The sequence below is a fragment of the Pseudonocardia broussonetiae genome, assembly GCF_013155125.1.
Lineage (GTDB): Bacteria > Actinomycetota > Actinomycetes > Mycobacteriales > Pseudonocardiaceae > Pseudonocardia > Pseudonocardia broussonetiae.
The window spans coordinates 2,099,865-2,125,146 of sequence record NZ_CP053564.1 but is presented as its reverse complement, the minus strand read 5'-3'; the positions used below and the strand labels follow the sequence as shown (position 1 = coordinate 2,125,146).

At 74.5% G+C, this 25,282-nt stretch carries 26 protein-coding genes and 1 riboswitch; of the genes, 14 read left to right on the top strand and 12 right to left on the bottom strand.

The genetic code is table 11. The features are described 5' to 3' along the window. The first annotated feature begins 483 nt into the window (after window positions 1-483). The 7 genes from HOP40_RS10490 (at window position 484) to HOP40_RS10460 (ending at window position 7,748) form a co-directional block, all read left to right on the top strand. Window positions 484-1,380, top strand: coding sequence for an AAA family ATPase (locus HOP40_RS10490; protein WP_172157138.1), 897 nt, complete (start codon window positions 484-486; stop codon window positions 1,378-1,380). Next, window positions 1,380-2,537: a vWA domain-containing protein gene (locus tag HOP40_RS10485; protein WP_240157615.1), complete on the top strand. Its 1,158-nt coding sequence runs from the start codon at window positions 1,380-1,382 to the stop codon at window positions 2,535-2,537. The genes HOP40_RS10490 and HOP40_RS10485 overlap by 1 nt, the downstream gene beginning before the upstream one ends. Further along, the gene (locus tag HOP40_RS10480; RefSeq protein ID WP_172157136.1) at window positions 2,530-3,645 is read left to right on the top strand and encodes an XdhC family protein; all 1,116 of its coding nucleotides are present in this window, start codon (window positions 2,530-2,532) and stop codon (window positions 3,643-3,645) included. Before HOP40_RS10485 ends, HOP40_RS10480 begins: the two co-directional genes overlap by 8 nt. A 194-nt stretch (window positions 3,646-3,839) precedes the next feature. Further along, window positions 3,840-5,075: an iron-containing alcohol dehydrogenase gene (locus HOP40_RS10475; protein ID WP_172157134.1), complete on the top strand. Its 1,236-nt coding sequence runs from the start codon at window positions 3,840-3,842 to the stop codon at window positions 5,073-5,075. A gap of 3 nt (window positions 5,076-5,078) precedes the next feature. Beyond that, window positions 5,079-6,437, top strand: coding sequence for a MadS family sensor histidine kinase (locus HOP40_RS10470; RefSeq protein ID WP_240157614.1), 1,359 nt, complete (start codon window positions 5,079-5,081; stop codon window positions 6,435-6,437). Next, entirely contained in the window at window positions 6,434-7,114 is a 681-nt protein-coding gene (locus HOP40_RS10465; RefSeq protein ID WP_420821798.1) for a MadR family response regulator transcription factor, read from the top strand. Before HOP40_RS10470 ends, HOP40_RS10465 begins: the two co-directional genes overlap by 4 nt. 19 nt (window positions 7,115-7,133) lie before the next feature. Then, complete coding sequence (locus HOP40_RS10460) at window positions 7,134-7,748, top strand: hypothetical protein (RefSeq protein WP_172157132.1); 615 nt, start codon at window positions 7,134-7,136, stop codon at window positions 7,746-7,748. On the opposite strand, the gene HOP40_RS10455 is transcribed toward HOP40_RS10460, so the two are convergent. Further along, the gene (locus tag HOP40_RS10455) at window positions 7,741-8,580 is read right to left on the bottom strand and encodes a GerMN domain-containing protein (protein ID WP_172157130.1); all 840 of its coding nucleotides are present in this window, start codon (window positions 8,578-8,580) and stop codon (window positions 7,741-7,743) included. The two genes, HOP40_RS10460 and HOP40_RS10455, sit on opposite strands and share 8 nt — an antisense overlap. 118 nt (window positions 8,581-8,698) lie before the next feature. On the opposite strand from HOP40_RS10455, the gene HOP40_RS10450 reads away from it, so the two are divergent. From HOP40_RS10450 to HOP40_RS10435, 4 genes are read left to right on the top strand one after another with little or no spacing between them, the layout of a single operon-like run. Next, window positions 8,699-9,232 carry a gamma carbonic anhydrase family protein gene (locus HOP40_RS10450; protein WP_172157128.1) on the top strand — a complete coding sequence of 178 codons (534 nt, stop codon included), beginning with the start codon at window positions 8,699-8,701 and terminating at the stop codon, window positions 9,230-9,232. Beyond that, entirely contained in the window at window positions 9,232-9,711 is a 480-nt protein-coding gene (locus HOP40_RS10445) for a MarR family winged helix-turn-helix transcriptional regulator (protein WP_172157126.1), read from the top strand. The genes HOP40_RS10450 and HOP40_RS10445 overlap by 1 nt, the downstream gene beginning before the upstream one ends. Before the next feature lie 36 nt (window positions 9,712-9,747). Beyond that, a complete protein-coding gene (locus HOP40_RS10440; protein WP_172157124.1) occupies window positions 9,748-10,227 on the top strand; it encodes a MarR family winged helix-turn-helix transcriptional regulator in 480 nt (159 codons plus the stop codon). Between the two features lie 22 nt (window positions 10,228-10,249). Further along, window positions 10,250-12,037: an MDR family MFS transporter gene (locus HOP40_RS10435; protein ID WP_172157122.1), complete on the top strand. Its 1,788-nt coding sequence runs from the start codon at window positions 10,250-10,252 to the stop codon at window positions 12,035-12,037. Between the two features lie 531 nt (window positions 12,038-12,568). Here HOP40_RS10435 and thiG read toward each other — a convergent pair. The 3 genes from thiG to thiO all read right to left on the bottom strand — a co-directional run bounded on the left by thiG (window position 12,569) and on the right by thiO (window position 14,633). Then, window positions 12,569-13,330: a thiazole synthase gene (gene thiG / locus HOP40_RS10430; RefSeq protein ID WP_275691346.1), complete on the bottom strand. Its 762-nt coding sequence runs from the start codon at window positions 13,328-13,330 to the stop codon at window positions 12,569-12,571. A gap of 2 nt (window positions 13,331-13,332) precedes the next feature. Next, the gene (gene thiS, locus HOP40_RS10425; RefSeq protein WP_172157118.1) at window positions 13,333-13,533 is read right to left on the bottom strand and encodes a sulfur carrier protein ThiS; all 201 of its coding nucleotides are present in this window, start codon (window positions 13,531-13,533) and stop codon (window positions 13,333-13,335) included. Then, a complete protein-coding gene (thiO, locus tag HOP40_RS10420) occupies window positions 13,530-14,633 on the bottom strand; it encodes a glycine oxidase ThiO (protein WP_172157116.1) in 1,104 nt (367 codons plus the stop codon). Before thiO ends, thiS begins: the two co-directional genes overlap by 4 nt. Further along, window positions 14,626-14,731, bottom strand: a riboswitch (TPP riboswitch). (Overlaps the previous gene by 8 nt.) A 23-nt stretch (window positions 14,732-14,754) precedes the next feature. Between thiO and thiE the strand changes: the two genes are divergently transcribed. Beyond that, window positions 14,755-15,399, top strand: coding sequence for a thiamine phosphate synthase (gene thiE / locus HOP40_RS10415; protein WP_172157114.1), 645 nt, complete (start codon window positions 14,755-14,757; stop codon window positions 15,397-15,399). Window positions 15,400-15,412: 13 nt separating this feature from the next. Here thiE and HOP40_RS10410 read toward each other — a convergent pair whose 3' ends face one another. Both HOP40_RS10410 and HOP40_RS10405 read right to left on the bottom strand, forming a co-directional pair. After that, entirely contained in the window at window positions 15,413-16,129 is a 717-nt protein-coding gene (locus tag HOP40_RS10410) for a hypothetical protein (protein ID WP_172157112.1), read from the bottom strand. 96 nt (window positions 16,130-16,225) lie between these two features. Beyond that, window positions 16,226-16,876, bottom strand: a complete 651-nt coding sequence (locus tag HOP40_RS10405) for a DUF3159 domain-containing protein (RefSeq protein ID WP_172157110.1) — start codon at window positions 16,874-16,876, stop codon at window positions 16,226-16,228. Between the two features lie 126 nt (window positions 16,877-17,002). Between HOP40_RS10405 and HOP40_RS10400 the strand changes: the two genes are divergently transcribed. Beyond that, on the top strand, window positions 17,003-17,773 hold the full coding sequence (locus HOP40_RS10400) for an SGNH/GDSL hydrolase family protein (protein WP_172157108.1): 771 nt from the start codon (window positions 17,003-17,005) through the stop codon (window positions 17,771-17,773). 16 nt (window positions 17,774-17,789) lie between these two features. On the opposite strand, the gene thpD is transcribed toward HOP40_RS10400, so the two are convergent. The 6 genes from thpD to HOP40_RS10370 all read right to left on the bottom strand — a co-directional run bounded on the left by thpD (window position 17,790) and on the right by HOP40_RS10370 (window position 23,152). Then, complete coding sequence (gene thpD, locus HOP40_RS10395) at window positions 17,790-18,698, bottom strand: ectoine hydroxylase (protein ID WP_172157106.1); 909 nt, start codon at window positions 18,696-18,698, stop codon at window positions 17,790-17,792. Between the two features lie 2 nt (window positions 18,699-18,700). Beyond that, entirely contained in the window at window positions 18,701-19,108 is a 408-nt protein-coding gene (locus HOP40_RS10390) for an ectoine synthase (protein ID WP_172157104.1), read from the bottom strand. After that, a complete protein-coding gene (ectB, locus tag HOP40_RS10385; RefSeq protein WP_172157102.1) occupies window positions 19,105-20,370 on the bottom strand; it encodes a diaminobutyrate--2-oxoglutarate transaminase in 1,266 nt (421 codons plus the stop codon). The genes HOP40_RS10390 and ectB overlap by 4 nt, the downstream gene beginning before the upstream one ends. Before the next feature lie 8 nt (window positions 20,371-20,378). Beyond that, window positions 20,379-20,915, bottom strand: a complete 537-nt coding sequence (gene ectA / locus HOP40_RS10380) for a diaminobutyrate acetyltransferase (RefSeq protein ID WP_172157100.1) — start codon at window positions 20,913-20,915, stop codon at window positions 20,379-20,381. A gap of 228 nt (window positions 20,916-21,143) precedes the next feature. Continuing rightward, window positions 21,144-22,319, bottom strand: coding sequence for an MFS transporter (locus tag HOP40_RS10375; RefSeq protein ID WP_240157613.1), 1,176 nt, complete (start codon window positions 22,317-22,319; stop codon window positions 21,144-21,146). Window positions 22,320-22,336: 17 nt separating this feature from the next. After that, entirely contained in the window at window positions 22,337-23,152 is an 816-nt protein-coding gene (locus tag HOP40_RS10370) for an SDR family NAD(P)-dependent oxidoreductase (RefSeq protein WP_172157098.1), read from the bottom strand. Window positions 23,153-23,245: 93 nt separating this feature from the next. Here HOP40_RS10370 and HOP40_RS10365 point away from each other — a divergent pair, with 93 nt between their 5' ends. After that, window positions 23,246-25,282, top strand: coding sequence for an NAD(+) synthase (locus tag HOP40_RS10365; RefSeq protein WP_172157096.1), 2,037 nt, complete (start codon window positions 23,246-23,248; stop codon window positions 25,280-25,282).

Genomic DNA, 25,282 nt, shown 5'->3' with positions numbered 1-25,282 from the left:
CGCCGTATCGGAGGGCGTTCTCGCAGGCGGGAGGGAGTGACCCGCCGGCGCGCCCTTTGCCGGCCCCCGACCACCGTCGTGCAGTGGCCGGAACCGGCGTCCTCATCCCTGTCCCGTGTTCATCTCGACGGACCGGAGCCGCGGGACAGGGTGTGGCGCGACGGTTCCGGATGCATTTCCGGACGACCCTCTCGGATCGACCGAGCGACGACGCTACGAGCCGGACCAGCGAAAAGGGCAATCCCGGCACCCGTGACGCTCGTCACGGTAACGCCGGCATTAAGGTTGCGATACGTGGATTTCGCCAGGTCACGCGCATGACATCACGACTCGATCACGGTCGAACAATCGTCTCCAAACCGGAAGTATTACCGAACTGGTCACATCGCCGGGTGGACCCAGCGTGAGGGCCCGTGCACGGGCTGCGAACGGCTGCCCCCGCCCGCAGTGGCCTGCGCTTCCTCGTTCCGTCATGCTGGTGGCGTGACCGACCGCCCCGCCGACCCCGCGGCCTCCCCCGCCGCGCTGGCCGCTGCTCTGCGTTCCACCGGCTACCTCGCCGACGACGGACTGGCGACCGCCACGTTCCTCGCGATGCGGATGAATCGTCCGCTGTTCTGCGAGGGCGAGCCCGGTACGGGAAAGACCGCACTCGCCCAGGCGCTCGCCCAGGTGCTGGGCGCGAAACTGATCCGGCTGCAGTGCCACGACGGGATCGACGCCTCCCAGGCGCTCTACGACTGGGACTTCCCCCGCCAGCTCCTGCACCTGCGCGCGCTCGAGGCCACCGCGGGCAGCGGCACCCTCGACACCGACGCCGTCGAGGCCTCCCTCTACGACCCGCGCTTCCTGCTCGCCCGCCCGATCCTCGAGGCGCTGCAGACCGCGCCGAGCGTCCTGCTCATCGACGAGATCGACCGCGCCGACGACGAGTTCGAGGCGTTCCTGCTGGAGGTGCTCACCGAGCACGCGGTGACCATCCCGGAGATCGGCGAGGTCCGGGCCACCACGCCGCCGCTGGTCGTGCTGACCTCCAACCGCACCCGCGAGGTGCACGACGCGCTCAAGCGCCGCTGCCTCTACCTGTGGCTCGACCACCCGGACCTGCAGCGCGAGATCGAGATCCTGCACTCGCGGCTGCCCGGGATCCCCGAGCGGCTGGCCGCGCAGGTCGCCGGGGCCGTCCGCGCGCTGCGCCAGGCCGACCTGCTCAAGCCGCCCGGCGTCGCGGAGACCATCGACTGGGCGCGCGCGCTGCAGCTCGTCGGCGCCAGCCACCTCGACGTCGACAGCGCGGCGGCCACCCTCGGCGCCGTCCTCAAGTACCGCGAGGACGCCGACCGCGTCCGCAAGCAGCTCGACAGCCTGCTCGCGTCCTAGTGACGAACTCGCTCATCGGTCCCTCCGGGCCGGACCCCGCCGACGCCGACCCGATCGAGGGCCTGGTCGGGTTCACCGTCGTGCTGCGCAGCGCGGGGCTGGCCGTCACCACCGACCGGGTGGTGGCGTTCCTCAGCGCGCTCGACGCGCTCGACGTCACCAGCCGCACCCAGACCTACTGGGCCGGCCGCCTGACGCTGTGCTCGGACCCCGACGACCTCCCGCGCTACGACCGCGCCTTCGAGGACTGGTTCACCCCGCCCCGGGGCGGCGGCCGCACCCGGATCGTCGACGAGCGCCAGCCGCCCCCGCCCAAGCTCGCCGCGCTCACCCCGTCGACGCAGGAGGGTGACGGCGACGAGGAGGGCGACCAGCCCACCCAGGTGTTCGCGCGGGCGAGCGGCAACGAGGTGCTGCGCAACCGCGACCTCGCCGAGCTGACGCCGGCCGAGCGCGAGCACCTGCGCCGCCTGCTCGCCCTGCTGCGCCCCGACATGCCGACGCGCCGCTCGCGCCGGATGCGGCCCTCGCGCCACGGCCCGACCGACCCGGGCCGCACGCTGCGCGCGGCGCTGCGCGACCAGGGCGAGATGCGTGAGCTGCGCCGCCGCGACCACTCCCGCCGCCCGCGCCGGGTCGTGCTCCTCGTCGACGTCTCCGGCTCGATGGAGCCCTACGCCGACGCGCTGCTGCGCTTCGCCCACGTCGTCGTGCGGCGCTCGCCGGGCACCGTCGAGGCCTTCACGCTCGGCACGCGCCTGACCCGGATCACGCGCGAGCTCCGCATGCGCGACGCCGACCGCGCGCTGGCCGCGGCCGGCCGCGCCATCCCCGACTGGTCGGGCGGCACCCGCCTGGGTGAGGTGATGCGCGCGTTCGTCGACCGCTGGGGGCAGCGCGGCGCGGCCCGCCGGTCCGTCGTCGTCGTGTTCTCCGACGGCTGGGAGCGCGGCGAGACCGACGTGCTCGGCGTCCAGATGTCGCGGCTGCACCGGCTCGCCCACAAGCTCGTGTGGGTCAACCCGCACGCCGGCAAGGACGGCTACGCCCCCGTGCAGGGTGGAATAGTCGCGGCCCTGCCCTACTTGGACGATCTGCTGGCCGGGCACAGCCTGGCCACCCTGGAAGAGCTTCTCGAGGTGGTGCGCGATGCGTGACGTGCTGGCCAAGCTGGACGAGTGGTGGGCGAAGGGCGAGACGGCCGCGCTCGCGACCGTCGTCGGTACCTACAGCTCCGCCCCCCGGCAACCGGGGGCGTCGATGCTCATCGGGCCGGGCGGCGAGGCCGTGGGCAGCGTGTCCGGCGGCTGCGTCGAGGGCGCGGTGTACGAGCTGGGCCAGGAGGTCCTCGCCGAGGGCCGTCCCCTGTTCCAGCGCTACGGCGTGTCCGACGAGGACGCCTTCACCGTCGGCCTCACCTGCGGCGGCATCATCGACATCTTCGTCGAGAAGGTGAACCCGGAGACCTACGCGGAGCTCGGCCGGATCGCCGAGGCCATCCGCGAGGAGTCCCCCGTCGCCGTCGCCACCGTCATCTCCGGCCCCGCCGAGCGCCTGGGCAAGCGGCTGATCGTGTGGCCCGACCACACCGAGGGCGGCACCGGCTCCGACCGGCTCGACGACGCCATCCGCGACGACGCCCGCGGGCTGCTCGACGCCGGGCGCAACGGCCAGGTCACCTACGGCGTCGACGGGCAGCGCCGCGGCGAGGGCCTCACGGTGTTCGTCGAGTCCTTCGCCCCGCCGCCCCGCATGATCGTGTTCGGCGCCATCGACTTCGCCGCGGCCGTGGCCCGGATCGGCAGCTTCCTCGGGTTCCGCGTCACCGTCTGCGACGCGCGGCCGGTGTTCGCCACGGCGTCGCGGTTCCCCGGGGCCAACGAGGTCGTCGTCGAGTGGCCGCACCGCTACCTCAAGGCCGAGGCCGAGGCCGGGCGCATCGACAAGCGCACCGTGCTGTGCGTGCTCACCCACGACCCGAAGTTCGACGTGCCGCTGCTCGAGGTCGCGCTGCGGCTGCCCGAGGTGGCCTACATCGGCGCGATGGGCTCGCGGCGCACGCACGAGGACCGGCTGGAGCGGCTGCGCGAGCGCGGCATCACCGAGGCCGAGATCGCGCGCATGTCGTCGCCGATCGGTCTCGACCTGGGCGCGCGCACGCCCGAGGAGACGGCCGTGTCGATCGCCGCCGAGATGATCGCCCAGCACTGGGGTGGCGCCGGGGTGCGCCTGGCCGAGCGCGACGGCCCGATCCACGTCGGCTGACCCGGTGCCGCCGACCCTCCCCGGAGGGTCGGGGGCCGTTCCGGTACGGCGGCGCCCCCACCTCGGGGTCGGCCGTCACGGCCGGTCACCCACCGTTCTGCACCGCCCACGGGGGGCGCACCTCTTGTAGCCTCGACGTCGCTGCGACGCCCGTCACCTGCGGGGCGCGCACTGATGATCGGCAAGGGGGCAGAGTGGTCCTCGTCGGAGAAGCGCGCCGGGTCGGCGACTCGGTGCTGCTCGCTCGACGCAGTCCGGAGCAGCGCTCGGCCCAGGGGCCGCTGCGGCTGTCGAAGTTCCACGCACCGGAGATCGTGTTCGGCGAGGGCTCGCTGCCCGAGGCCGCGCACGCCGCGGCCCGATTGGGCGCGCTCCGCCCGTTCGTCGTCACCGACCCGGGCGTCCTGGAGGCGGGCTGGCCCGCCGAGCTGCTCGCGCAGCTGCGCGACGCGGGGCTGAGCCCGCAGGTGTGGCACGACCTCACGCCCAACCCCAAGGACCACGAGATCGAGGACGGCTACCGCCGCTACGTCGAGGGCGGCTGCGACGTCGTGCTCGGCATCGGCGGAGGCTCGGTCATCGACGCCGCGAAGGGCGTGGCCCTGCTCGCCGCGAACGGCGGCCGGATCCTCGACTACGAGGGCATCGACCGCATCGCCCACCCCATCCCCCCGCTGATCATGATGCCGACGACGTCGGGCACCGGCGCCGACGTCTCGCAGTTCTGCATCGTCACCGACACCGAGCGGCACACCAAGATCACGATCATGGGCCGGGCGCTCGTGCCGGACGTGTCGGTCGTCGACCCGCGGATGCTCGTCACGATGCCCGAGTGGCTCAACGCCGCCACCGGCCTCGACGCGCTCACCCACGGCATCGAGGCGTTCGTGTCGCTGGCCCACGGGCCGCTCACCGACCACCACGCGCTGCAGGCGATCGCGCTGGTCAACGGCAACCTGCCCGAGACCATGCTGCGTCCGGACAACCCCGAGGCGCGCTGCCTCATGGCGCAGGCCGCGCTGGAGGCCGGGCTGGCGTTCACCAACGCGATCCTCGGCGCCACGCACGCGATGAGCCACCAGGTCGGTGGGATGCTCGACCTGCCGCACGGCGTCGTCAACGGGGTGCTGCTGCCGCACGTCATCCGGTTCAACGGCGCCGACGAGCCCGAGCGCTTCGTGCCGATCGCGCAGGCCATGGGCCTGGAGCTGCGCGGGGCGCCCGCGGCCGAGGCCGTGCAGATGGTCGCGGAGGCGGTGCGCGCGCTCGGTGACGAGGTCGGCGTGCCGAAGGGCCTGGCCGCGATCGGCGTGCTCGACACCGACATCCCCCGCCTGGCCCAGCTCACCCTCGGCGACGCCTGCCTCACCACGAACCCGCGCGGGGCGTCGGTCGAGGACATCGAGGCGCTGTTCCGGGTGGCGATGTAGCCCGTGACCAACGCGCAGTGGCCGCCCCGGCGGACGACCACCCGGCCGGCCCGCCCGGACCTCGAGGCGCTCACCGGCCTGCGCTCGGGCAAGCCGCACTACTACCCCGAGTACCGGGTGGCGGCGGAGCGCATGCGCCGCGTCATCCACGCCCTGGAGCGGATCTCGGCCGCGCTGGTGCGCACGATGGAGGGCTCCGAGGCGCTCGTGCGGGCCGTCGTCGAGGCGGCGGCCAACCACCTGTCCGCGGAGTGGGTGGCGTTCGCCCTCGTCGACGGGGAGCTGCCCGACGTCCGGCCGCGCCACCTCGTCCGCGGGCCGGACGGGGCCGAGTGGCCCGACCTCGACACCGTCCCCGACCGGGTCCGCGAGCACGTCCGCCACGTCCACGGCGCCCACGCCGACTCCGGCGAGCACTCCCTGGAGGTCACGCGCCGGCACCTGCACGTGCCGGTGCGCCTGGACGGGAGGGTCGTCGGCGGGTTCGTCGCGTGGACTCCGGTGGAGCGCGAGATCGACGGCACCGACCAGTCGGTGCTGCGCATCCTGGCCGGTCAGACGGCCGCGGCGCTGCAGAACTGCGCGCTGCTCGACCACTCCGCGCGGCTCTACGCCCACGCCACCCGCCAGGCCGACGACCTCAAGGTCCGCAACGACCAGCTCGTCGCGACGCAGGCGGAGCTGGGCGCGGCCCGCCAGCGCGAGGTGCTCGACGTCGAGCGCCACCGCATCGCCCGCGAGCTGCACGACAGCGTCACGCAGTACGCGCTGTCGGCCGGCATGCACATCGAGCTCGTGCGCTCGGAGATCGAGGACGACCGGCTGCGCGCCCAGCTCGACACGGCGAAGGACCTCACCCGCCGGGCCGTCGAGCAGCTGCGGTCGGCGATCTACGCGCTCAACGAGCGCGACGGCTGCGCCGACGAGGACCTGCCCTCGATGCTGCGGCGGCTGTCCGGGGTGCACATGCCCGACGAGCTGCGCGTGGAGGTGCGGATCGGCGGCAAGCCGCTGGCGCTGCCCGCCGACTGCGAGCAGTCGCTGTTCCGGATCGCCGGCGAGGCCCTCTTCAACACCGCCGTGCACGCCGACGCGAGCCGCGCGGTCGTCCGCCTGGCCTACACCTGCTCGCACGTCCGCCTCACCGTCTCCGACGACGGCACGGGCAGCCCCGACTGCGTGCGGCGCAGCCTGCGGGCCAGCGTCGCCACGCCCTCGGGCGAGCACCGCGGCCTGGTCAACATGCAGACCCGCGCCCGGGAGCTCGGCGGCACGCTGACGTTCCGGCGGGCCCGGCTCGGCGGCCTGCAGGTGCAGGTCGAGGTCCCGGTGCCCTGCGCACCCGAGAGGAACGACCCGTGAACGCCGCCACCCGCACCCAGCACCCCACGCAGGCGCGCCCGATGCCGACGCGGATCGTGCTCGTCGACGACCACTCGATCATGCGCCAGGGCCTGCGGGCCGTGCTGGAGCGCGAGGCCGACCTGCGCGTCGTCGGCGAGGCCGGCACCCCGAACGACGCCATCGCCGCCGTCGCCGCGTCGCGCCCGCACGTCGTGCTGCTCGACCTGAAGCTCACCGCGGGCCCGCAGACCGACGGGCTCGACGTCTGCCGTCGGCTCTGCGCCGCGCACCCCGGCCTGGGCGTGCTGGTGCTCACGACGTTCTCCGAGGACCGGCTCGTCGTGGAGTCGGTGCAGGCGGGGGCGCGCGGCTACGTCGTCAAGGACGTCGACACCACCGAGCTCGTGCGCGCGATCCGCGCCGTCTCGCGCGGGGAGAGCGCCTTCGACGCCCGCAGCGCGTCGGCGATGGTCCGCTCGCTGTCGGGCGGCGTCCCCGACCGGGAGCGGCTCACCGAGCGCGAGCTGGACGTCCTGCGCCTGCTCGCGCGCGGGCTGTCCAACCGCGCGATCGGCGCGGAGCTGTTCATCTCCGAGACCACGGTGAAGTTCCACGTCGGCAACCTCATGCGCAAGCTGATGGTGTCGCGGCGCGCCGAGGCGGTCTACGCGGCCACCAAGCTCGGGCTGCTGTAGCTCGATAGCCTGCGCGGTCATGCGCCCCTACGCCGAACGACCCGCCCGCGCGCTGGGCCAGGTGCTCGCCGACCTGCTGGTGATCGGCTGGGTGGTGCTGGTGGTGGTCGTGGCCAGGACGGCGAAGGGGCTGGTCGACGGGCTGCAGGGCCCCGCGCAGACGCTCGCCGACGCCGGCGACTCCATCCGGGGCGCGTTCGCGGCGGCCGCCGACACCGCGGGGCGGGTGCCGTTCGTGGGCGAGGACCTCGCCCGCGCGCTGGGCACGGGCACCGGCGCCGGGCAGACCCTCGGCGACGCCGGTCGCGAGCAGGTGGAGGCGGTGGCCACCGCGTCCACGGGCATCGCCGTCGGGATCGTCGTCCTCGCCGCCGTGCCGGTCGTGCTGCTCTGGCTGGTGCTGCGGGTGCGCTGGATGCTCGCCGCGCGCTCGGCGCTCGCGGTCCGCGACGTCGACACCGACCTGCTCGCCCTGCGCGCGCTCACCCGGCTGCCCGTGCGGCGGCTGCTGGCCGTGTCGCCGGACCCGGCCGCGGCGTGGCGGCGCGAGGACCCGGCGGTCGTGCGCGACCTCGCCGCGCTGGAGCTCGCCGCGCTCGGCCTGCACCCCGCGGGCCGGGCGCCGCTCAGGTGACCGTGACCGCCTTGTCGTCGGTCAGCGCCGGGCGGCCCTCGCCGCCGGACGGGTCGTCCTCGGTGATCCGCACGACGTAGTCACCGGGCGGCAGCTCGACCGGGAACGAGAACGCGGCGAACACCTGGCCCTCCGCGGTGCCCGTGACGCCCGACGCGACCACCGCACCGTCGCGCAGCACCTCCCACGGCAGCGTCGCCTCGAACACCGCGGCCTCGCCGGTGACCACGAGCGGGCCCGCGACCGTCGCGCCGTGGGCGGGAGCGTCGATCTGCACCAGCGAGCGGGTCGCGTAGAGGTCGCCGCGAGGTACCGGACCGGCCGTGGACACCGCGCCGAACAGCTCCTCGACCGGCTCGCCGTCGAGGAGGATCCGCACGGGGTCGGTCGACTGCAGCGCGGCCTGGACGGTGTACACGAGCTGCTGCACGGTCAGCTCCGCGCCCGCCGTGCCCACCTGCGCGCCGGGCGTCACGCCGGTGAGGTCGACGGTGATCACGCCGCCCGCGACCTCGACGGGGGCGCGCAGCGCGGTGCCCCCGGGCCAGGGCGTGCGGTAGTCGGGGTCGAGGGCGCCGGCGAGCATCTCGCGCACCGCGTCGCTCGCCGGGTCGTCGGTCGCGACGCGGTGGAACTCGCGGTAGAGGCGCGGGCCGGAGTCGGTCTCGGCCACGAAGTAGACCGGCAGGGCCCGCTCGGGCGGGGCCGCGGCCGTCGTCGTCGGGGCCGTGGTCGGGGCGTCCGGCGCGGCCGGCGCCACCACCGCCGGACCGGCGCACCCCGCCACCACGAGCACTCCCAGCACCTGCAGCACCAGCATGATCCGGCGCATCGCGCCACCTCCCCGTCGAGGTCCGATGGAGGAGGACGCACCGGACGGGCCCCAGGTTGCCCGCCGCGGCCGGGATCCCCCATCCGGACCACCCGACCGGGTACGGCACGCTGCGGGCATGCCGCTGTTCTCGTTCGAGGGCCTCGCCCCCACCGTGCACCCCGAGGCGTTCGTCGCGCCGACCGCCACGCTCGTCGGTGACGTCCGCGTCGAGGCCGGGGCGTCGATCTGGTATGGCGCGGTGCTGCGCGCCGACTTCGGACCGATCATCATCCGCGCGGGCGCGAACGTGCAGGACGGCTGCGTGCTGCACGGCGGCGACGACCCGGTCACCGAGGTCGGCGCGGGCGCGACGATCGGGCACCTGTGCGTCGTCCACGGCTGCGTGATCGGCGAGGAGGCCCTGATCGGCAACGGCGCCACCATCCAGGACGGCGCCCGGATCGGGGCGCGCTGCCTGGTCGGCGCGGGCGCGACGGTGCCGCCGAACACCGTCGTCCCGGACGGGCAGCTCGTGCTCGGCCAGATCGCGCGGGAGAAGGGGCCGCTGACGCAGTCGGCCCGGTGGTGGGTCGAGGGCAACCCGCAGATCTACCGCGACCTGGCGCAGCGCCACCGCGCCGGCGTCCGGCCGGTGGACGAGGGGGCGTAGTGGGCGGGCCCGAGCCCGACCACGACCCCGCCCACGACGCCGCCGTCGAGCGGCTGGAGCGCGAGATCAGCCTGCTGCTGCGCCGCTCCCGCAGCGTCCTGCGCACGCTGGCCACGCGGCTGCACCCCGACGTCGACGCCGCGAGCTACGCGGTGCTGCTGGCGATCGCGCGGTCGGCGCCGCTGCGCCTGGTCGACCTCGCCGAGGAGTTCGGCCTCGACAAGTCGACGATGAGCCGCCAGGTCTCCTCGCTCCTCGCGCTCGGTCTCGTGGTGCGCCGGCCCGACCCCGAGGACGGGCGCGCGTTCCTCCTGGAGCTCGGCGAGGAGGGGCGCGCGCGGCTCGAGGAGGTCTCGCGGGCGCGGCACGAGGAGTTCCGCTCGCGGCTGGCGTCCTGGTCGGCGGACGAGGTCGCGACGCTCGCCGACGGGCTCACGCGCCTCGCGACGACCCTCACTCCCCCGGAGTCCGAGCTTTAGGTTGCATGCCGCAACCATCTTCCGTATAGTTGTCGTATGCACACGATCTCGTCCGCCCCCGTCACCGGCGACGACGCCGTGGACGAGCTGGCCGACGCCGTCACGCACCTGGTGCGGTCGTGGCGGAGCGCGGGTCGCCGCGTCCCGAACGCGGCGCACAGCACGCTCGCCCTGCTCCAGCTCGCCGGGCTCCTCGACGAGGGCGAGCACCGGATCGGCGAGATCGCCGAGCTCCGGGGCGTCGACCAGTCGGTGGTGAGCCGCCAGGTCGGCGAGCTCCAGGCGCGCGGGCTGGCCTGCCGCCGCCCCGACCCGTCCGACCGCCGCGCCGGGCTCGTCTCGCTCACCCCCGACGGGCACGCGCTCGTCGTGCGCACGCGCACGCGGGGGCGCGACCTGGTCCGCAGCGCCCTCGAGCGCAGCGACGCGGGCGACGTGCACACCGTGGCCCGGCTCGTCGCCGCGCTCGCCGAGGAGATCGAGGCGCGCGCGGACGAGCTCACCGGCATCAGCTGACCCGAACGAAGAAGGAACCGTCATGACCACGACCGCCCCCGCGCGGGCTGTCCCGGCCGCGCCGCCCGAACCCGTGCGCAGCCGGCGCGAGGTGCTCACCGCACTGAGCGGGCTGCTGCTCGCGATGTTCATCGCGATCCTGTCCAGCACGATCGTGTCCAACGCGCTGCCGACGATCGTCGCCGACCTGCACGGCGACCAGACCGGCTACACGTGGATCGTCACCGCGACCCTGCTCACGACCACGGCCTCCACGCCGATCTGGGGCAAGCTCGCCGACCTGTTCAGCAAGAAGCTGCTGGTCCAGGTCGCGATCGTCGTGTTCGTCCTCGCCTCGATCGGCGCCGGGTTCGCCGGCTCGATGGGCGAGCTGATCGCCTGGCGCGCCGCGCAGGGCATCGGCGCGGGCGGGCTGCAGGCGCTGGCGCAGGTCGTCATCGCCGCGCTGATCCCGCCGCGCGAGCGCGGCCGCTACTCCGGCTACCTCGGCGCCGTGCTGGCCGCCGCGACCGTCTCCGGCCCGCTGGTCGGCGGCCTGCTGGTGAGCACCCCGGCGCTCGGCTGGCGCTGGACCTTCTTCATCGGCGTGCCGATCGGCCTCGTCGCGCTCGTCGTGCTGCAGCGCACGCTGCGCGTGCCGACGATCAAGCGCGAGGTGCGCCTGGACTACCTCGGCGCCGCGCTGATCTCCGGTGGCGTCTCGGTGCTGCTGGTCTGGATCTCGCTGGCCGGCTCGCAGTTCGCGTGGAGCTCGCCGACGTCCCTGGGGCTCGCCGCGCTGGGCGCCGCCGCGCTCGTCGCCGCGGTCTTCGTGGAGCTCCGGGCGCCGGAGCCGGTCGTCCCGATGTCGCTGTTCCGCGAGCGGACCGTCGTGCTCTCGGTGGTCGCGAGCCTCGTCGTCGGCGTGGTGATGTTCGGCAGCACGGTCTACCTCGGCCAGTACTTCCAGGTCGCCCGCTCCTACGACCCGACCACGGCCGGCCTGCTCACGCTGCCCCTGGTCGGCGGGCTGCTGGTGGCCTCGACCGGGTCGGGCCAGCTGATCAGCCGGTTCGGCCGCTGGAAGGGCTACCTCGTGGCGGGCGCCGTGCTGATGACCACTGGCCTGGGCCTGCTCGCGACGATCGACCACACCACGCCCGTCGTCCGGATCGGTGTGTTCCTCGCCGTCCTGGGCCTGGGGATCGGCATGAGCATGCAGAACCTGGTGCTGGCCGTGCAGAACACCGTCGACGTCCGCGACGTCGGCGCGGCGAGCGCGCTCGTCGCGTTCCTGCGCTCGCTCGGCGGCACGATCGGCGTCACGATCCTCGGCGTCGTCCTCGACGCCCGGGTCACCGCGCTCAGCGGCTCGTCGTCGGGGCTCGGGGGGCTGGGCACCGACAGCGCCGCCGAGGCCGAGGCGGTGCGCGCCGCCTACGGCGACGGGCTGGCGCTGGTGTTCGGGATCGCCGCCGTCGCCTCGCTGGTGACGCTGGTGGCCGTCCTGCTGATCCGCGAGGTGCCGCTGCGGACGACGGTGGGCGCGGCGCCCTCGCCCGCGTCGACGCCCTCGGTGGGGGCCGCCCCGGTGCCCGCCCCGGAGCCCGCCACGGTGGGCCGGCACGCCGCCGCCGGCCCGGCCGACGCCGCCCGCGACCGGCTCCTCGCGGTGCTGGTGCCCGAGCCGCAGGAGGCCCTGCGGGCCCTGCACGACGTGGAGCGGGCGAGCCACGACCTGACGGTCACGCGAGAGCGCCTGGACGCCTCCCTGGCGACGTTGCGGGAGATCGGCCTGGACGAGCGCCAGCTGGCGAGGGTGCGGCGGTAGCCCGCCCACTTCGGAATTGCAGGAAAGCCACGTTCCCGCCATCTGGTTGCGGGAAAGTGGCTTTCCTGCAACCAGGGCCCCGCACCCCCGCCGCGCGCCCCCGCCGCGTCGCGCGCCCCGCGCCCCCCGCCGCACAGCGCGCCCCCGCGCCTCCCGCACCCCCGCACAGCGCGCCCCCGCCCCGCGCCCCTCGCCCTCGAGCTCGCCCGCGCCCCTCGCCCTCGTAACAGTGGAGTGGCTTTACTGCCACCGAGTGACAGTGGAGTGGCTTTACTGCCACTCGGGCGAGGCGGTGGCGGGGCGGGGCCGCGGGGGGCGGGGCGCGGAGGCGCTGGCGGCGGCCCTCCCTCCTCCTCGCCCTCGCCCTCGTGCTCGCCCGCGCCCCCGCCCTCGTGACAGTGGAGTGGCTTTACTGCCACCCAGTGACAGTGGAGTGGCTTTACTGCCACTGGGGCGGGGCGGGGGCGGGGCGGCGCGCGGTGGCGGGGCGGGGCCGGGGGGCGGGGCGGGGGTGGCGCGGGTGGGCGGGCCTCAGGCGTCGGGGTCGGGGCTCGAGGCCTGCGCCCAGTACCGCCGCGGGATCCGGCCCGCCCCGTGCGCCGCCCGGCCCGCCTCCACGCCCAGCCGCATGGCCAGGGCCATGCGCTCCGGGTCGGCGGCCCGGGTGACGGCGGTGGCCAGCAGGACGGCGTCGCAGCCCAGCTCCATCGCCTGCGCCGCCTCCGACGCCGTGCCGATCCCGGCGTCCAGGACGACCGGCACCCCCGCGGCCTCGACGATCATCGCGATGTTGTGCGGGTTGCGGATCCCGAGTCCGGTGCCGATCGGGGAGCCCAGCGGCATCACCGCGGCGCACCCGGCCTGCTCCAGCTTGCGGGCGAGCACCGGGTCGTCGTTGGTGTAGGGCAGCACGGTGAACCCGTCGTCGACGAGCTGCTCGGCGGCGTCGAGCAGCTCGATCGGGTCGGGCAGCAGGGTCCGCTCGTCGGCCACGACCTCGAGCTTCACCAGGTCGGTCTCCAGCGCCTCCCGCGCGAGCTGCGCGGTGAGCACGGCCTCGGCGGCGGTGCGGCAGCCCGCGGTGTTGGGCAGGACCTCGATGCCCAGGCGGCGCAGGAGGTCGAGCACGCCGGTGCCGGTGGCGGCGTCGACGCGGCGCATCGCGACGGTCGTCAGCGCGGTGCCGGACGCGACCAGCGCCCGCTCGAGGACCTCCAGGTTGGCCGCGCCCCCGGTGCCCATGATCAGGCGCGAGGAGATCTTGCGACCCCCGATGACCAGCGTGTCGTCCATCGTCATCCTCCCTGCACGGCGGTGAGCACCTCGACGCGGGCGCCGTCGGTGAGCGGGGTCGCGGCCCAGTCGGCGCGGCGCACGACGGACCCGTCGACGGCTACGGCCACACCGGTGCGCGGCAGCCCGAGCGCCTCCAGCGCGTCGAGCACGGTCGCCCCGGACGCCAGCTCGGCGTCCTCCCCGTTGAGCACGACCGTCATCGGGACACCTCCTGGAAGCGGCGGGGGTCCGCGTCGGCCGGGCCCGGCTCCCCGCGGAGCAGGCCGAGCACGGCGTCGGCGGTGAGCGGGGCGAGCAGCATGCCGTTGCGGCCGTGGCCGGTGGCGGCGAGCAGCCCCTCGGGCCCGAGGGCACCGATCAGCGGGCGGTTGTCCGGGGTGCCGGGACGCAGCCCGGCCGCGGTCTCCACGAGCGCGTACTCGGCGACGCCGGGCAGCACGCGCTCGGCGTCGCGCAGCAGGTCGCGGACGCCGCCCGCGGTGACGGTGGTGTCGAAGCCGGTCTCGGTCTGCGTCGCCCCGATGACGAGGCCGCCGCCGTCGCGCGGCACGGCGTAGACGGGACGCCCGTCGACCAGCGCGCGCACGGTCCGCCGCGGCGGCGGGAACGCGCCCGGCCGGTGCGCGAGCCGCAGGATCTCGCCCTTCACCGGGCGCACGAGGCCGTCCAGCGCCGGGTGCAGGGTGCCGGAGTGCGCCCCCGCCGCCACGACGACGACGGGCGCGGCGAGCACCGTGCCGTCGGCCAGGCGCACCCCGGTGACGCGCTCCCCGTCGTCGACGACGGCCGCCGCGGCCGCCTCCACGGACCTCACCCCCGCCCGGGCCGCGGCCGAGCGCAGCGCGGCGAGCAGAGCGCGGTTGTCGACGGCGAGGTCCTCCGGCACGCACAGCCCGCCCCGCACGTCGGGCCCGATCGCCGGTTCGAGCCGGCGCAGCTCGCGCCCGGAGAGGCGCTCGACGTCGCGGCCCAGGCCCGCCAGGTGGGCGGCGAGGGCGTCGAGCTCGGCGCGGTCGCCCGAGCCCGTGGCGGCGACGACGGTGCCCTCGGTGCGCAGCCCGCACGGCCCCAGGTCGGCGGCGAAGCCCGGCCACCGCTCCAGCGACGCGACGCCGAGGTCGAGCAGCCGCTCCTCGCCCGGCCACGCCTCGGTGACGGGCGCGAGCATCCCGCCCGCCACCCACGACGCCCCGGACCCGGGTGCCGGGTCCACGAGGGTCACCGGCCACCCCGCGGCGGCCGCCCGCCAGGCGCAGGACAGGCCGATCACGCCCGCGCCGATCACGATCACCTGCTGCATGCTCCCCGCTCCCTGCGCCGGCATGACCCGGATCAGGTTCGACGGTCGGGACTCCGTGGTCCCCTCTCAGCCCCACCGGGGCTCCCGTGCGTCACCTGGGGGCCAGCCTACGCTCACGTCCGTGCCCGGACTCGATGGTGACGCCCTGCGCGCGCGGCTCGACGACGCCCGCCTCTACCTCTGCACGCCCGCCCGCCCGGACCTCGCGGAGTTCGTCGACGCCGCACTGGCCGGCGGCGTCGACGTCGTGCAGCTGCGCGACAAGGGCATCGAGGCCCGCGACGAGCTGGCCGCGCTGGAGGTGCTCGCGGAGGTGTGCGCGCGGCACGGCGCGCTGCTCGCGGTGAACGACCGCGCCGACGTCGCGCTGGCCGCGGGCGCCGACGTCCTGCACCTCGGGCAGGACGACCTGCCGGTGGACTGGGCGCGCCGGGTCGTCGGCGACGAGGTGGTGGTCGGGCGCTCGTCGCACAGCGCCGACGAGACGCTGGCGGCCGCCGACGAGCCGGGCGTCGACTACTTCTGCGTCGGCCCCTGCTGGCCGACGCCGACCAAGCCCGGCCGGCCCGCCCCCGGCCTCGGCCTGGTGCGCACGGTGGCCGACCGGGCGCCGGCGCGCCCCTGGTTCGCCATCGGCGGCATCGACCAGGAGCGGCTCACCGAGGTGCTCGACGCGGGCGCGCGGCGGATCGTCGTGGTGCGCGCGATCACCGAGGCGGAGGACCCGCGCGCCGCGGCGGCGGCGCTGGCCGCCCGCCTGCGCTGACCAGGTCGGGTGGCTACCGGCCGCCCGACGGCCGCACGGAGCCCGTCGGCGTCGGCGTGGGCGTCGGGGCGGCGGTCGTCGGCTCGGCCTCACCGGAGTCCTCGACGACCGGCGGGCCGTCGCCGGTCCCCTCGTCGTCGCCCTCCTCCTCGGTCGCGTCGCCGGTCGGCGTCGGCTCGTCGGTGGGGTCCTCGGTCGGCTCGTCGGTCGTCGTCGTGTCGCCCGTGGTGTCCGTGTCCGTCGACGGCGGCGGGGCGATCACGCGGCCGACCGAGGTGCCCGACTCGTCCCTCGTCAGCGACGAGCCGTTGGCCCACTCCAGACCGGTGACGGCGGCCAGGCCCAGGACGAACACCACGATCGCGGCCACGACGGCGCGGCGCCACGGGCGGCGCCCCACCGGCGGCGGCGGCACCGGCGCGATGATCACCGTCTCGGCGTCCGGGGCGCCGCGCTGCGCGGGGATCCGCCCGGGCCGGATGCGGGCGACGACCGTGTCGCGGGTGCGGTCGAGCGAGCGCTGGTAGAGCACCGAGGCGATCGTGCTCGCGACCGATCCGAGCGCCGCGCCCAGCACGGTCCCCGCCGCCCCGAGGTAGGAGCCGAGCACCGCGGCCGTGGCCGCGGCCCCCGCTCCGGCGAGGACCTTGTTGACCGTCAGATCGGGGGCCTTCTTCTCGGCCGTGATCTCGACGGTGGAGGTGTCGGACGGGGTGGCGGGACGGGGCATGGCTCGGCAGGCGCTCCAGATCGGGAAGGGGTGTCACCCTTTTCAGCGAACGACGCCGCTGGATCGTTTCCGACGATCACGGCCGAGTGGCGACGTTCACTCCGGCCCGGCGGGGTGCCGGATCCCGCCGTGGCCCTCCGGCAGCGCCGAGCGCACCAGTGGCCACGACAGCGCGATGCAGACGGCCACGAGCGGCCAGGTCAGCACGGTCTGGGCGATGCCCAGCGCCACGACGGCGTCGGCGTGGTAGAGCGGCAGGAACACCGCCAGCCGCACGACGTACTGCGCCACCCACACCCAGCTCGCGCGCTGGTAGCCGCGCAGCAGGTCGGGGTCGCGGCGCCAGCGGGTGCGCTGCCCCAGCGCCGTGCCGACGACGAGCCCGAGCAGGGGCCACCGCACGACGATCGACACCGCCCACGCCAGCGCGCTCACCGCGTTGCTGACGATCCGGACCAGGAAGAAGTCGGCCGCGCGGCCGGTGGACAGCGCCACCACCGCCGCCAGCGCGACGCCGAGCAGCCCGAACAGCACCGCCCGCGGCGGCGTCCCCGCCCGCAGCCGGACGGCCCCGATCACCGCGGCCGCGAGCACCGCCGCGCCCCCGCCCCACGCGACCGGCCCGGCCCAGCCCAGTGCGCCGGCGAGACCCCAGCCGGCCACGAACGCGGCGACGGGCACGGTCGCGTCGACGGCGCCACCGCGCCCGCCGAGGACGTCGGCGAGCGACGGTTCGGGTGTGGTCACGTACTGAGGGTGCCCTACCGACACGAAGTGATCACCGGGACTGGCGCGACGGTGCGCCGATGGGTGATCCTGGGATGACCTCCACCCGTCGCGGGGATGGAGCGGACGTGAACGGAGGCGGTCGTCGTGCGCACCTGGAACAGCTTCGTGGCGATCGGCGACAGCTTCACCGAGGGCCTCGACGACTGGCGCCCCGACGGCTCCCCTCGCGGCTGGGCCGACCGCGTCGCCGAGGAGATCGCCGCCGGGCGCCCCGGCTTCCGCTACGCCAACCTCGCCGTGCGCGGGAAGCTGCTCGACCAGATCGTCGAGGACCAGATCCCGGTGGCCGAGCGGCTGCGCCCCGAGCTCGTGTCGTTCTGCGCGGGCGGCAACGACCTCATCCGCTTCGGCTGCGACGTCGACGACCTCGCCCGCCGCTTCGACGACGCGCTCGGCCGCATCGCCGCCACCGGCGCCGAGGTCTTCATCTTCACCGGCTTCGACCTGGGCCGGATGCACCCGCTCATCCGCCGGCTGCGCGGCCGCGTGGCCACCTTCAACGAGTCGATGCGGGCCGCGGCCGAGCGCCACGGCAGCCACGTCGTCGACCTCTGGGGCATGGCCCCGCTCGCCGACCCCCGCGCGTGGGGCCCCGACCGGCTGCACCTGCGCCCCGACGCCCACCGCCGCGTGGCGCTGCGGGTGCTGGAGACGCTCGGCGAGCCGGTCACCGAGGACTGGCGCGCCCCGGTGCCCGACGGCGACCCGATGCCGTGGCGCGCCCGCCAGGCCGACGACCTGCGCTGGATGCGCGAGTTCGTCATGCCGTTCGTGCGCAAGCGGGTGCAGGGCCGGCGCACCGGCGACGGGTTCCTGCCCAAGCGGCCGGACCTGCTCCCGTTCGACCGGGTCTAGCCGGCCCGGCGGGGTCTCAGCCCACCGGCACGATCTGCCGCGCCGCCACGTGCGACGGCCGCGGCCCCGGCGCCGAGAACGGCTCCTCGAGCCCGTTCTCCACGCTGTTGAACACGACGAAGATGTTCGAGCGCGGGTAGGGCGTGATGTTGCTGCCCGAGCCGTGCATGCAGTTGGAGTCGAACAGCATGGCCGAGCCGGCGGCGCCGGTGAGCATCGCGATGCCGTGGCGGTCGGCCAGCGCGGTGAGGCTCTCCGGGTCGGGCGTGCCGATCTCCTGCTCGCGCAGCGACTCCTTGTAGTGGTCGGCCGGGGTCTCCCCGACACACGCCACGAACTCCTTGTGCGAGCCCGGCATGATCATGAGGCAGCCGTTGTGCGGGTAGTTCTCGGTGAGCGCGATCGAGATGCTCACCGCCCGCGGCGACGGCATCCCGTCCTCGGCGTGCCAGGTCTCGAAGTCGGAGTGCCAGTAGAAGCCGGCACCGCCGAACCCGGGCTTGTAGTTGATCCGGCTCTGGTGCACGTAGACCTCGGAGCCGAGGATCTGGCGGGCCCGCCCGGCCACGCGCTCGTCGGCGACCAGCGCCGCGATCCGCTCGCTCAGCACGTGCACCTCGAAGACCGACCGCACCTGCTGCGAGGTCTTCTCGACGATCGTGCGCTCGTCGGCCCGCACCGCGGGGTCGGTGGCGAGCCGGTCCAGCTCGGCCGCGTACTCGCCCACCTCGTCGGGGGTCAGGAGCTGCGGCACCGTGACGAAGCCGTCGCGCTCGTGGGCCGCGAGCTCGTCCGGGGTGAGCATCCCCGGGTCCGTGCTCCAGACCGCGGGCTCCGCGCGGTCGATGATGACCGGGCGGTCCGCCACGCGGGTGGGGTAGCGGTCGCCGATGCGCGCCGTCCGTCGTCGGGTCGTCACTGCCATGCCTACGAAGCCTCCTTCTCCTCCTCCGCCGTGATCAGCGGGTACACGCCGTTCTCGTCGTGGACCTCGCGGCCCGTGACCGGCGGGTTGAACACGCACACCGTGCGCATCTGCGTGCGCGGGCGCAGCTGGTGGCGCTCGTTGCCGTTCAGCACGTAGATCGACCCGGGCGCGAGCGCGTAGGTCGTGTCGTTGTCCTTGTCGTACAGCTCGCCCTCACCCTCGGTGATGAAGACGGCCTCGATGTGGTTCGCGTACCAGAAGTCGTTGACGGTGCCGGCCTGCAGCACCGTCTCGTGCACCGAGAACCCGACGCCGTCGCCGCCCAGGACGATGCGCTTGCTCCGCCAGTTCTCGGTCTTGACGTCGCGCTCGGTGTCGGTGATCTCGTCGAGCGTGCGGACGATCATCGTGCGGACACCCCTTCGGTGACGGCGGCGACGGACTCGCCGACGATGGCGAGGCCCTCCTCGAGCTCGTCGTCGGTGATGGTCAGGGCCGGCAGGATCTTCATGACCTCGTCGGACGGGCCGGAGGTCTCCATCAGCAGGCCGCGCTCGAACGCCGCGGCGCACGCCTTCGCGGCGAGCTCGGGCTGGGAGAACTGCAGGCCGCGGGCCAGGCCGCGCCCCTTCGGCGTCAGCTCGACGGTCTGCGAGCGGGACGCGATCTCGGTGAACGCCTGGTCGACGCGCTCGCCCTTGGCCAGCGTCGAGCGCTCCAGGGCGTCGTCGCTCCAGAACTCGTTCAGCGCGGCGGTGGCGGTGACGAATGCGGGGTTGTTGCCGCGGAACGTGCCGTTGTGCTCGCCGGGGCCCCACACGTCGTGCTCGGGCTTGATGAGCGTGAGGGCCATGGGCAGGCCGTACCCGCTGATCGACTTGGAGATGCAGACGATGTCGGGCTGGATCCCGGCGATCTCGAAGGAGAAGAACGGCCCGGTGCGCCCGACGCCCATCTGCACGTCGTCGACGATGAGCAGGATGCCGTTGCGCTTGCACAGCGCGTCGAGGCCCTGCAGCCACTCGACGCGCGCGGGGTTGATGCCGCCCTCGCCCTGCACCGTCTCGACGATCACCGCGGCGGGCTCGTTGAGGCCCGACCCGGCGTCCTGGAGGAGCTTCTCCATCCACAGGAAGTCGGGGACGGTGCCGTCGAAGTAGTTGTCGTAGGGCATCGGGGTGGCGTGCACCAGCGGGATGCCCGCGCCGCCGCGCTTCATCGAGTTGCCGGTGACCGACAGCGCGCCCAGCGTCATGCCGTGGAACGCGTTCGTGAAGTTGATCATCGCCTCGCGGCCGCTGATCTTGCGCGCCAGCTTGAGCGCCGACTCCACGGTGTTCGCGCCGGTCGGGCCGGGGAACTGCACCTTGTAGTCCAGCCCGCGCGGCCGCAGGATCCGGTCCTCGAACGTGCGCAGGAACTCGCCCTTGGCCGTGGTGTACATGTCGAGGCCGTGCGTGATGCCGTCGCGGGACAGGTACTCCAGCAGCGGCTTCTTCAGCGCGGGCGGGTTGTGGCCGTAGTTCAGGGCCCCGGCGCCGGCGAAGAAGTCGAGGTAGGTCCGGCCGTCCACGTCGGTCAGGCGCGACCCGCGCGCGGTGTCGAACACCACGGGCCAGTTGCGGCAGTAGCTCCGGACCTCGGACTCCAGATCCTCGAACACGGTCATCGTCGTCATCATCCTCGCGTGGGTGTCGGCGTCAGCTGCATCGGCCCGATCCGGTACAGGAACTCGGGGTCGTGCTCCGCACCGAGCTCGGCCGGGCCGAACAGCTCCGTGCGTTCCATGTCTGCGCCCGTGCGCTCGGCGAGCCCGGCGAACATCGCCAGCGACGCGGCGTTGTCGTCGGTCACCGTCGTCTCCAGGAAGGGCGTGCCGACCCGCGCGACGAGGTCGTCGAGCATCGTCGCCGCGACCCGCCTGCCCCGGGCGACCTCGTGCACCGCGACCTGCCAGACGAACAGCGTGTCGGGGCGCTCGGGCCGGACGTAGCCGGTGACGAACCCGACGACCCGCTCCCCGATGCGCGCGACGATCGAGGTGGCGGCGAAGTCGCGGCACCACAGCACGTAGGCGTAGCGGGAGTTCACGTCGAGCACCCGCGAGGCCGCGGCGATCTCCCACAGGGCGACGCCGTCGGCGGTGGTGGGCGGCGAAGTCGTCGTCGGTGCGTCGCTCCCGGTCTCCGGTGCGGTCGTGCCGAGTGCGGACATGGCCATGAAAGTTACAGGTGAAGGGACCCTGATGCGACGTTCCCGAATCGATCAGGAACCCATTCCGCGCATTTCCTGTGAGCGCGATCACTATCGCGTTTATCGATTACCGGAAACGGCTAGCACGGCGTTCCCGCTGCTCCGCAGTGCCGTACCGGCTCCGCCGACGGGGCGTACGCGGGTCGGCGTCCGGGCCTCGATCGTGGTCCGCGAGGTCCATCACAACCGTCATACCCGCCGGAGCAGGCTGGTGAACGCCCCGAGCGCCAGCAGCGCGACCAGCCCGGCGAACACGACGGCGGTGGGCACGAGCCCGAACACCTGCGCGCCCGCGCCGACCCCGATGACGGGGATCGAGATGGCGACGTAGAGCAGCAGGAAGAAGCTCGACGAGACCTCGCTGCGCCGCTCGGCGGGCGCCGTCCCGGTGACCGACTGCAGCCCGGCGCGGAAGCTCGCGCCCTGCCCGAGCCCGGCCACCACCGCCCCCGCGACGAGGACGGCGAGCGAGGAGGTGGCCAGCCCGGCGCCGACGACGGCGATCCCGGCGGCCAGCGCCAGGCAGCCTCCCAGCAGCGACGTGCGCAGCGGCAGCCGCGCCGAGAGCAGCTGGCCCGCGGTGGAGCTGCCGAGCAAGGAGAACACGACGAGACCGGACAGCAGGTGGCTCGGCTCGCGCAGCACCCCCGAGACGAACAGCGGCGAGACGGCGGTGAAGAAGCCGAGCACGGAGAACCCGGCGAACCCCGCGATGCCGGCGCGCACGAACACCGGGCGGACGTCGGCGGGCACCGACAGCCGCTGCACCTCCAGCCGCACCGGCCCGGGCTGCCGCACGACCGGCTCCGGCACGAACAGCACCGCCACCGCACCGACGGCCACCAGGCCCAGGTGCACGAGGTAGGGCAGCACCAGCGGGAGCGGCGCCAGGTCGGCGAGCGCGCCCGCGAGCACCGGGCCGAGCCCGAGCCCGAGCATGTTCACGGCCGCGGCCAGCAGCCCGGCGCGCGCCCGGCCCTCGGGCGGTGCCAGGTCGACGATCGCCGCCGTCGCGACGCCGGTGAACACCCCGGCCGACAGCCCGGAGAGCAGCCGGCCGACGAACAGCGCGGGCAGGCTGTCGGGCACGAGGAACACCAGCGAGCTGGCCGCGGCGAGCGCGAGGCCGGGCAGCAGCACGGGGCGGCGGCCGATCCGGTCGGACAGCCGCCCGAACAGCAGCAGCGCCGCCAGCACCCCGACGGCGTAGGTCGCGAACACGACCGTGACCATCAGGCCGCCGAAGCCCAGTTCCTGCTGGTAGATCGGGTAGAGCGGCGTCGGCAGGGTGGTGCCGAGCATCGTGGCGAGGAAGGCGAGGGCGACGAGCAGGCCCGGCGCGGTCCTCGTGCGCACCTGATCCACTGGCGGAGCGTATGCCGCTACCGCAGCGTGCGCCCCGCGACCGCCGCGAACGGGCGCTGGTAGGCCGAGCCGAGCAGGCGCACCACGGCGTCGAGGACCTTGGCGTCGTTGCCCACGAGCACGCGGGCCCGGTTGCGCCGCACCCCCGCGAGGATGATCGACGCCGCCTTCTCCGGGCTCATCCGCAGCATCTGGCGGTCGAAGCGCTCCATCGCGGCGCCGTCCTCGAAGCCCTTGCCGCGGGCGGCGTTGCGGGCGATCCCGGTCCTGATGCCGCCGGGGTGCACGCAGGTGACCTGCACCGGGTGGCGCGCGACGAGCATCTCCTGGCGCAGCGACTCGGTGAACCCGCGCACCGCGAACTTCGCCGCGTTGTAGGCGCTCTGGCTCGGCACCGACAGCAGGCCGAACAGGCTGGAGACGTTGACGACGTGCCCGTCGCCGGACGCGATCAGGTGCGGCAGGAACGCCTTGGTGCCGTTGACCACGCCCCAGAAGTCGATGTCGACGACGCGCTCGATCTCCTCGAACTCCGAGGTGAGGACGTTGCCGGCGAAGGCGATGCCGGCGTTGTTGTAGACCTGGTTGACGCGCCCGAACTGCCCCACCACCTCGTCGGCGTAGGCCAGCACGGCGGCGCGGTCGGTCACGTCGAGGGCGTCGCTGCGGACCTCCGCGCCGGTGATCGACGCGACCGTCTCCGCCAGCCCGTCCTTGTCGACGTCGGACAGCGCGAGCCGCGCACCGCGGCCCGCGAGGTCCCGGGCCAGCGCCCGTCCGATACCCGATCCGGCTCCCGTCACCACGGCGACGCGTCCCGCGAACTCGCTCATGGACGCAGATGGTGCCCTACCGACGGGTAACAAGCCAGCCCCGGTCGCGCCGCCGACCCGGACAGCCGTCGACCCGTGCGGCAGACTGGGCCCGTGTCGGACTTCCGCTCCGCGTACCGCCACGGCTTCGCGCGCGTGGCCGCCTGCACCCTGCGCACCACCCTCGCCGACCCGGCCGCCAACGCGCGGGCCGTGCTGGAGACGGCGCGGGAGTGCCACGACCAGGGCGTCGCCGTCGCCGTGTTCCCCGAGCTCACGCTCTCGGGCTACTCGCTCGAGGACGTCGTCATGCAGGACGTCCTGCTCGACGACGTGCGCCGCGCGCTGCTCGACATCGCCGCGGCGTCGGCGGGGCTGCGGCCGGTGCTCGTCGTCGGCGCGCCGCTGCGGGTGCTGCACCGCATCCTCAACTGCGCCGTGGTGATCCACCGGGGCGCGGTCCTCGGCATCGCGCCCAAGTCGTACCTGCCGACCTACCGCGAGTTCTACGAGCGCCGCCAGTACGCCCCCGGCGACGACGTGCGCGGCACCGTCCGCCTGGGCGACGCCGACGTGCCGATCGGCCCCGACCTGCTGTTCGCCGCCGACGACGTGCCCGGGCTCGTGCTGCACGCCGAGGTGTGCGAGGACATGTGGGTCCCGGTGCCGCCGAGCGCGGAGGCGACGCTCGCGGGGGCGACCGTCGTCGTCAACCTCTCCGGCAGCCCGATCACCGTGGGGCGGGCCGACGACCGCAAGCTGCTGGCGCAGTCGGCGTCGTCGCGCTGCCTCGCGGCCTACGCCTACGCGGCGGCGGGCGAGGGCGAGTCGACCACCGACCTGGCCTGGGACGGCCAGACGATGGTCTACGAGAACGGCGTGCTGCTCGCCGAGACCGAGCGCTTCCCGAAGGGGCCGCGCCGCTCGGTGGCCGACGTCGACCTCGACCTGCTGCGCGCCGAGCGCCTGCGCATGGGCACCTTCGACGACAACCGGCGCCACCACGCGGCGCGCACGGGGGCGTTCCGCACGGTCGCCTTCCACCTCGACCCGCCGCCCGGCGACATCGGGCTGCTGCGCGAGGTCGAGCGCTTCCCGTTCGTGCCCTCGGACCCGGCGCGCCTGGAGCAGGACTGCTTCGAGTCCTACAACATCCAGGTCTCCGGGCTGGAGCAGCGGCTGCGGGCGATCGGGCAGCCGAAGGTCGTCATCGGGGTCTCCGGTGGGCTGGACTCCACCCACGCCCTCATCGTCGCCGCCCGTGCGATGGACCGCGAGCAGCGCCCGCGCAGCGACATCCTCGCGTTCACCCTGCCCGGCTTCGCCACCGGCGACCGCACGAAGAACAACGCGACCCGGCTGTGCGACGCGCTCGGCGTCACGTTCGAGGAGATCGACATCCGGCCGACCGCGGAGCTGATGCTGCGCAACCTCGGCCACCCCTTCGGCGGCGGCGAGCCCGTCTACGACGTCACCTTCGAGAACGTGCAGGCCGGTCTGCGCACCGACTACCTGTTCCGCGCGGCCAACCAGCGCGGCGGCATCGTGCTGGGCACCGGCGACCTCTCGGAGCTGGCGCTGGGGTGGTCGACCTACGGCGTCGGCGACCAGATGTCGCACTACAACGTCAACGGCGGCGTCCCCAAGACGCAGATCCAGCACCTGATCCGCTGGGTGGCGGCCACCGACCTGTTCGACGACGAGGTGTCGGCGATCCTGCTCGACGTCCTGGACACCGAGATCACGCCCGAGCTCGTCCCCGGCGACGACGTGCAGAGCAGCGAGGCCAAGGTCGGCCCGTACGCGCTGCAGGACTTCTCGCTGTGGCACGTGCTGCGCTTCGGGTTCCGCCCGTCGAAGATCGCGTTCCTGGCCTGGCACGCCTGGCACGACGCGTCGGTCGGCGACTGGCCGCCCGGCCTGCCCGAGGACCGCCGGGTCGAGTACGGCCTGGGCGACATCCGGCACTGGCTGGAGGTCTTCGCCCAGCGCTACTTCTCCTTCAGCCAGTTCAAGCGCTCCGCGCTGCCGAACGGGCCGAAGGTCTCGGCGGGCGGGTCGCTGTCGCCGCGCGGCGACTGGCGCGCCCCGTCGGACATGTCGGCCCGCATCTGGCTCGACGAGATCCGCCGCGAGATCCCGGAGTCCTGA

Excerpts from the sequence above, each read along its gene's own strand:
- thpD (WP_172157106.1), bottom strand. The coding sequence starts at position 18,698 with ATGGCAGTGACGACCCGACGACGGACGGCGCGCATCGGCGACCGCTAC.
- HOP40_RS10440 (WP_172157124.1), top strand. The coding sequence starts at position 9,748 with ATGCACACGATCTCGTCCGCCCCCGTCACCGGCGACGACGCCGTGGAC.
- ectA (WP_172157100.1), bottom strand. The coding sequence starts at position 20,915 with ATGTCCGCACTCGGCACGACCGCACCGGAGACCGGGAGCGACGCACCG.
- thiS (WP_172157118.1), bottom strand. The coding sequence starts at position 13,533 with ATGACGGTCGTGCTCAACGGGGAGGACGCCGAGCTGGCGTCCGGGGCG.
- HOP40_RS10455 (WP_172157130.1), bottom strand. The coding sequence starts at position 8,580 with ATGCGCCGGATCATGCTGGTGCTGCAGGTGCTGGGAGTGCTCGTGGTG.
- ectB (WP_172157102.1), bottom strand. The coding sequence starts at position 20,370 with ATGACCGTGTTCGAGGATCTGGAGTCCGAGGTCCGGAGCTACTGCCGC.
- HOP40_RS10460 (WP_172157132.1), top strand. The coding sequence starts at position 7,134 with ATGCGCCCCTACGCCGAACGACCCGCCCGCGCGCTGGGCCAGGTGCTC.
- thiO (WP_172157116.1), bottom strand. The coding sequence starts at position 14,633 with ATGCAGCAGGTGATCGTGATCGGCGCGGGCGTGATCGGCCTGTCCTGC.
- HOP40_RS10450 (WP_172157128.1), top strand. The coding sequence starts at position 8,699 with ATGCCGCTGTTCTCGTTCGAGGGCCTCGCCCCCACCGTGCACCCCGAG.
- HOP40_RS10390 (WP_172157104.1), bottom strand. The coding sequence starts at position 19,108 with ATGATCGTCCGCACGCTCGACGAGATCACCGACACCGAGCGCGACGTC.
- thiG (WP_275691346.1), bottom strand. The coding sequence starts at position 13,330 with ATGGACGACACGCTGGTCATCGGGGGTCGCAAGATCTCCTCGCGCCTG.
- HOP40_RS10410 (WP_172157112.1), bottom strand. The coding sequence starts at position 16,129 with ATGCCCCGTCCCGCCACCCCGTCCGACACCTCCACCGTCGAGATCACG.
- HOP40_RS10370 (WP_172157098.1), bottom strand. The coding sequence starts at position 23,152 with ATGAGCGAGTTCGCGGGACGCGTCGCCGTGGTGACGGGAGCCGGATCG.
- HOP40_RS10435 (WP_172157122.1), top strand. The coding sequence starts at position 10,250 with ATGACCACGACCGCCCCCGCGCGGGCTGTCCCGGCCGCGCCGCCCGAA.
- HOP40_RS10480 (WP_172157136.1), top strand. The coding sequence starts at position 2,530 with ATGCGTGACGTGCTGGCCAAGCTGGACGAGTGGTGGGCGAAGGGCGAG.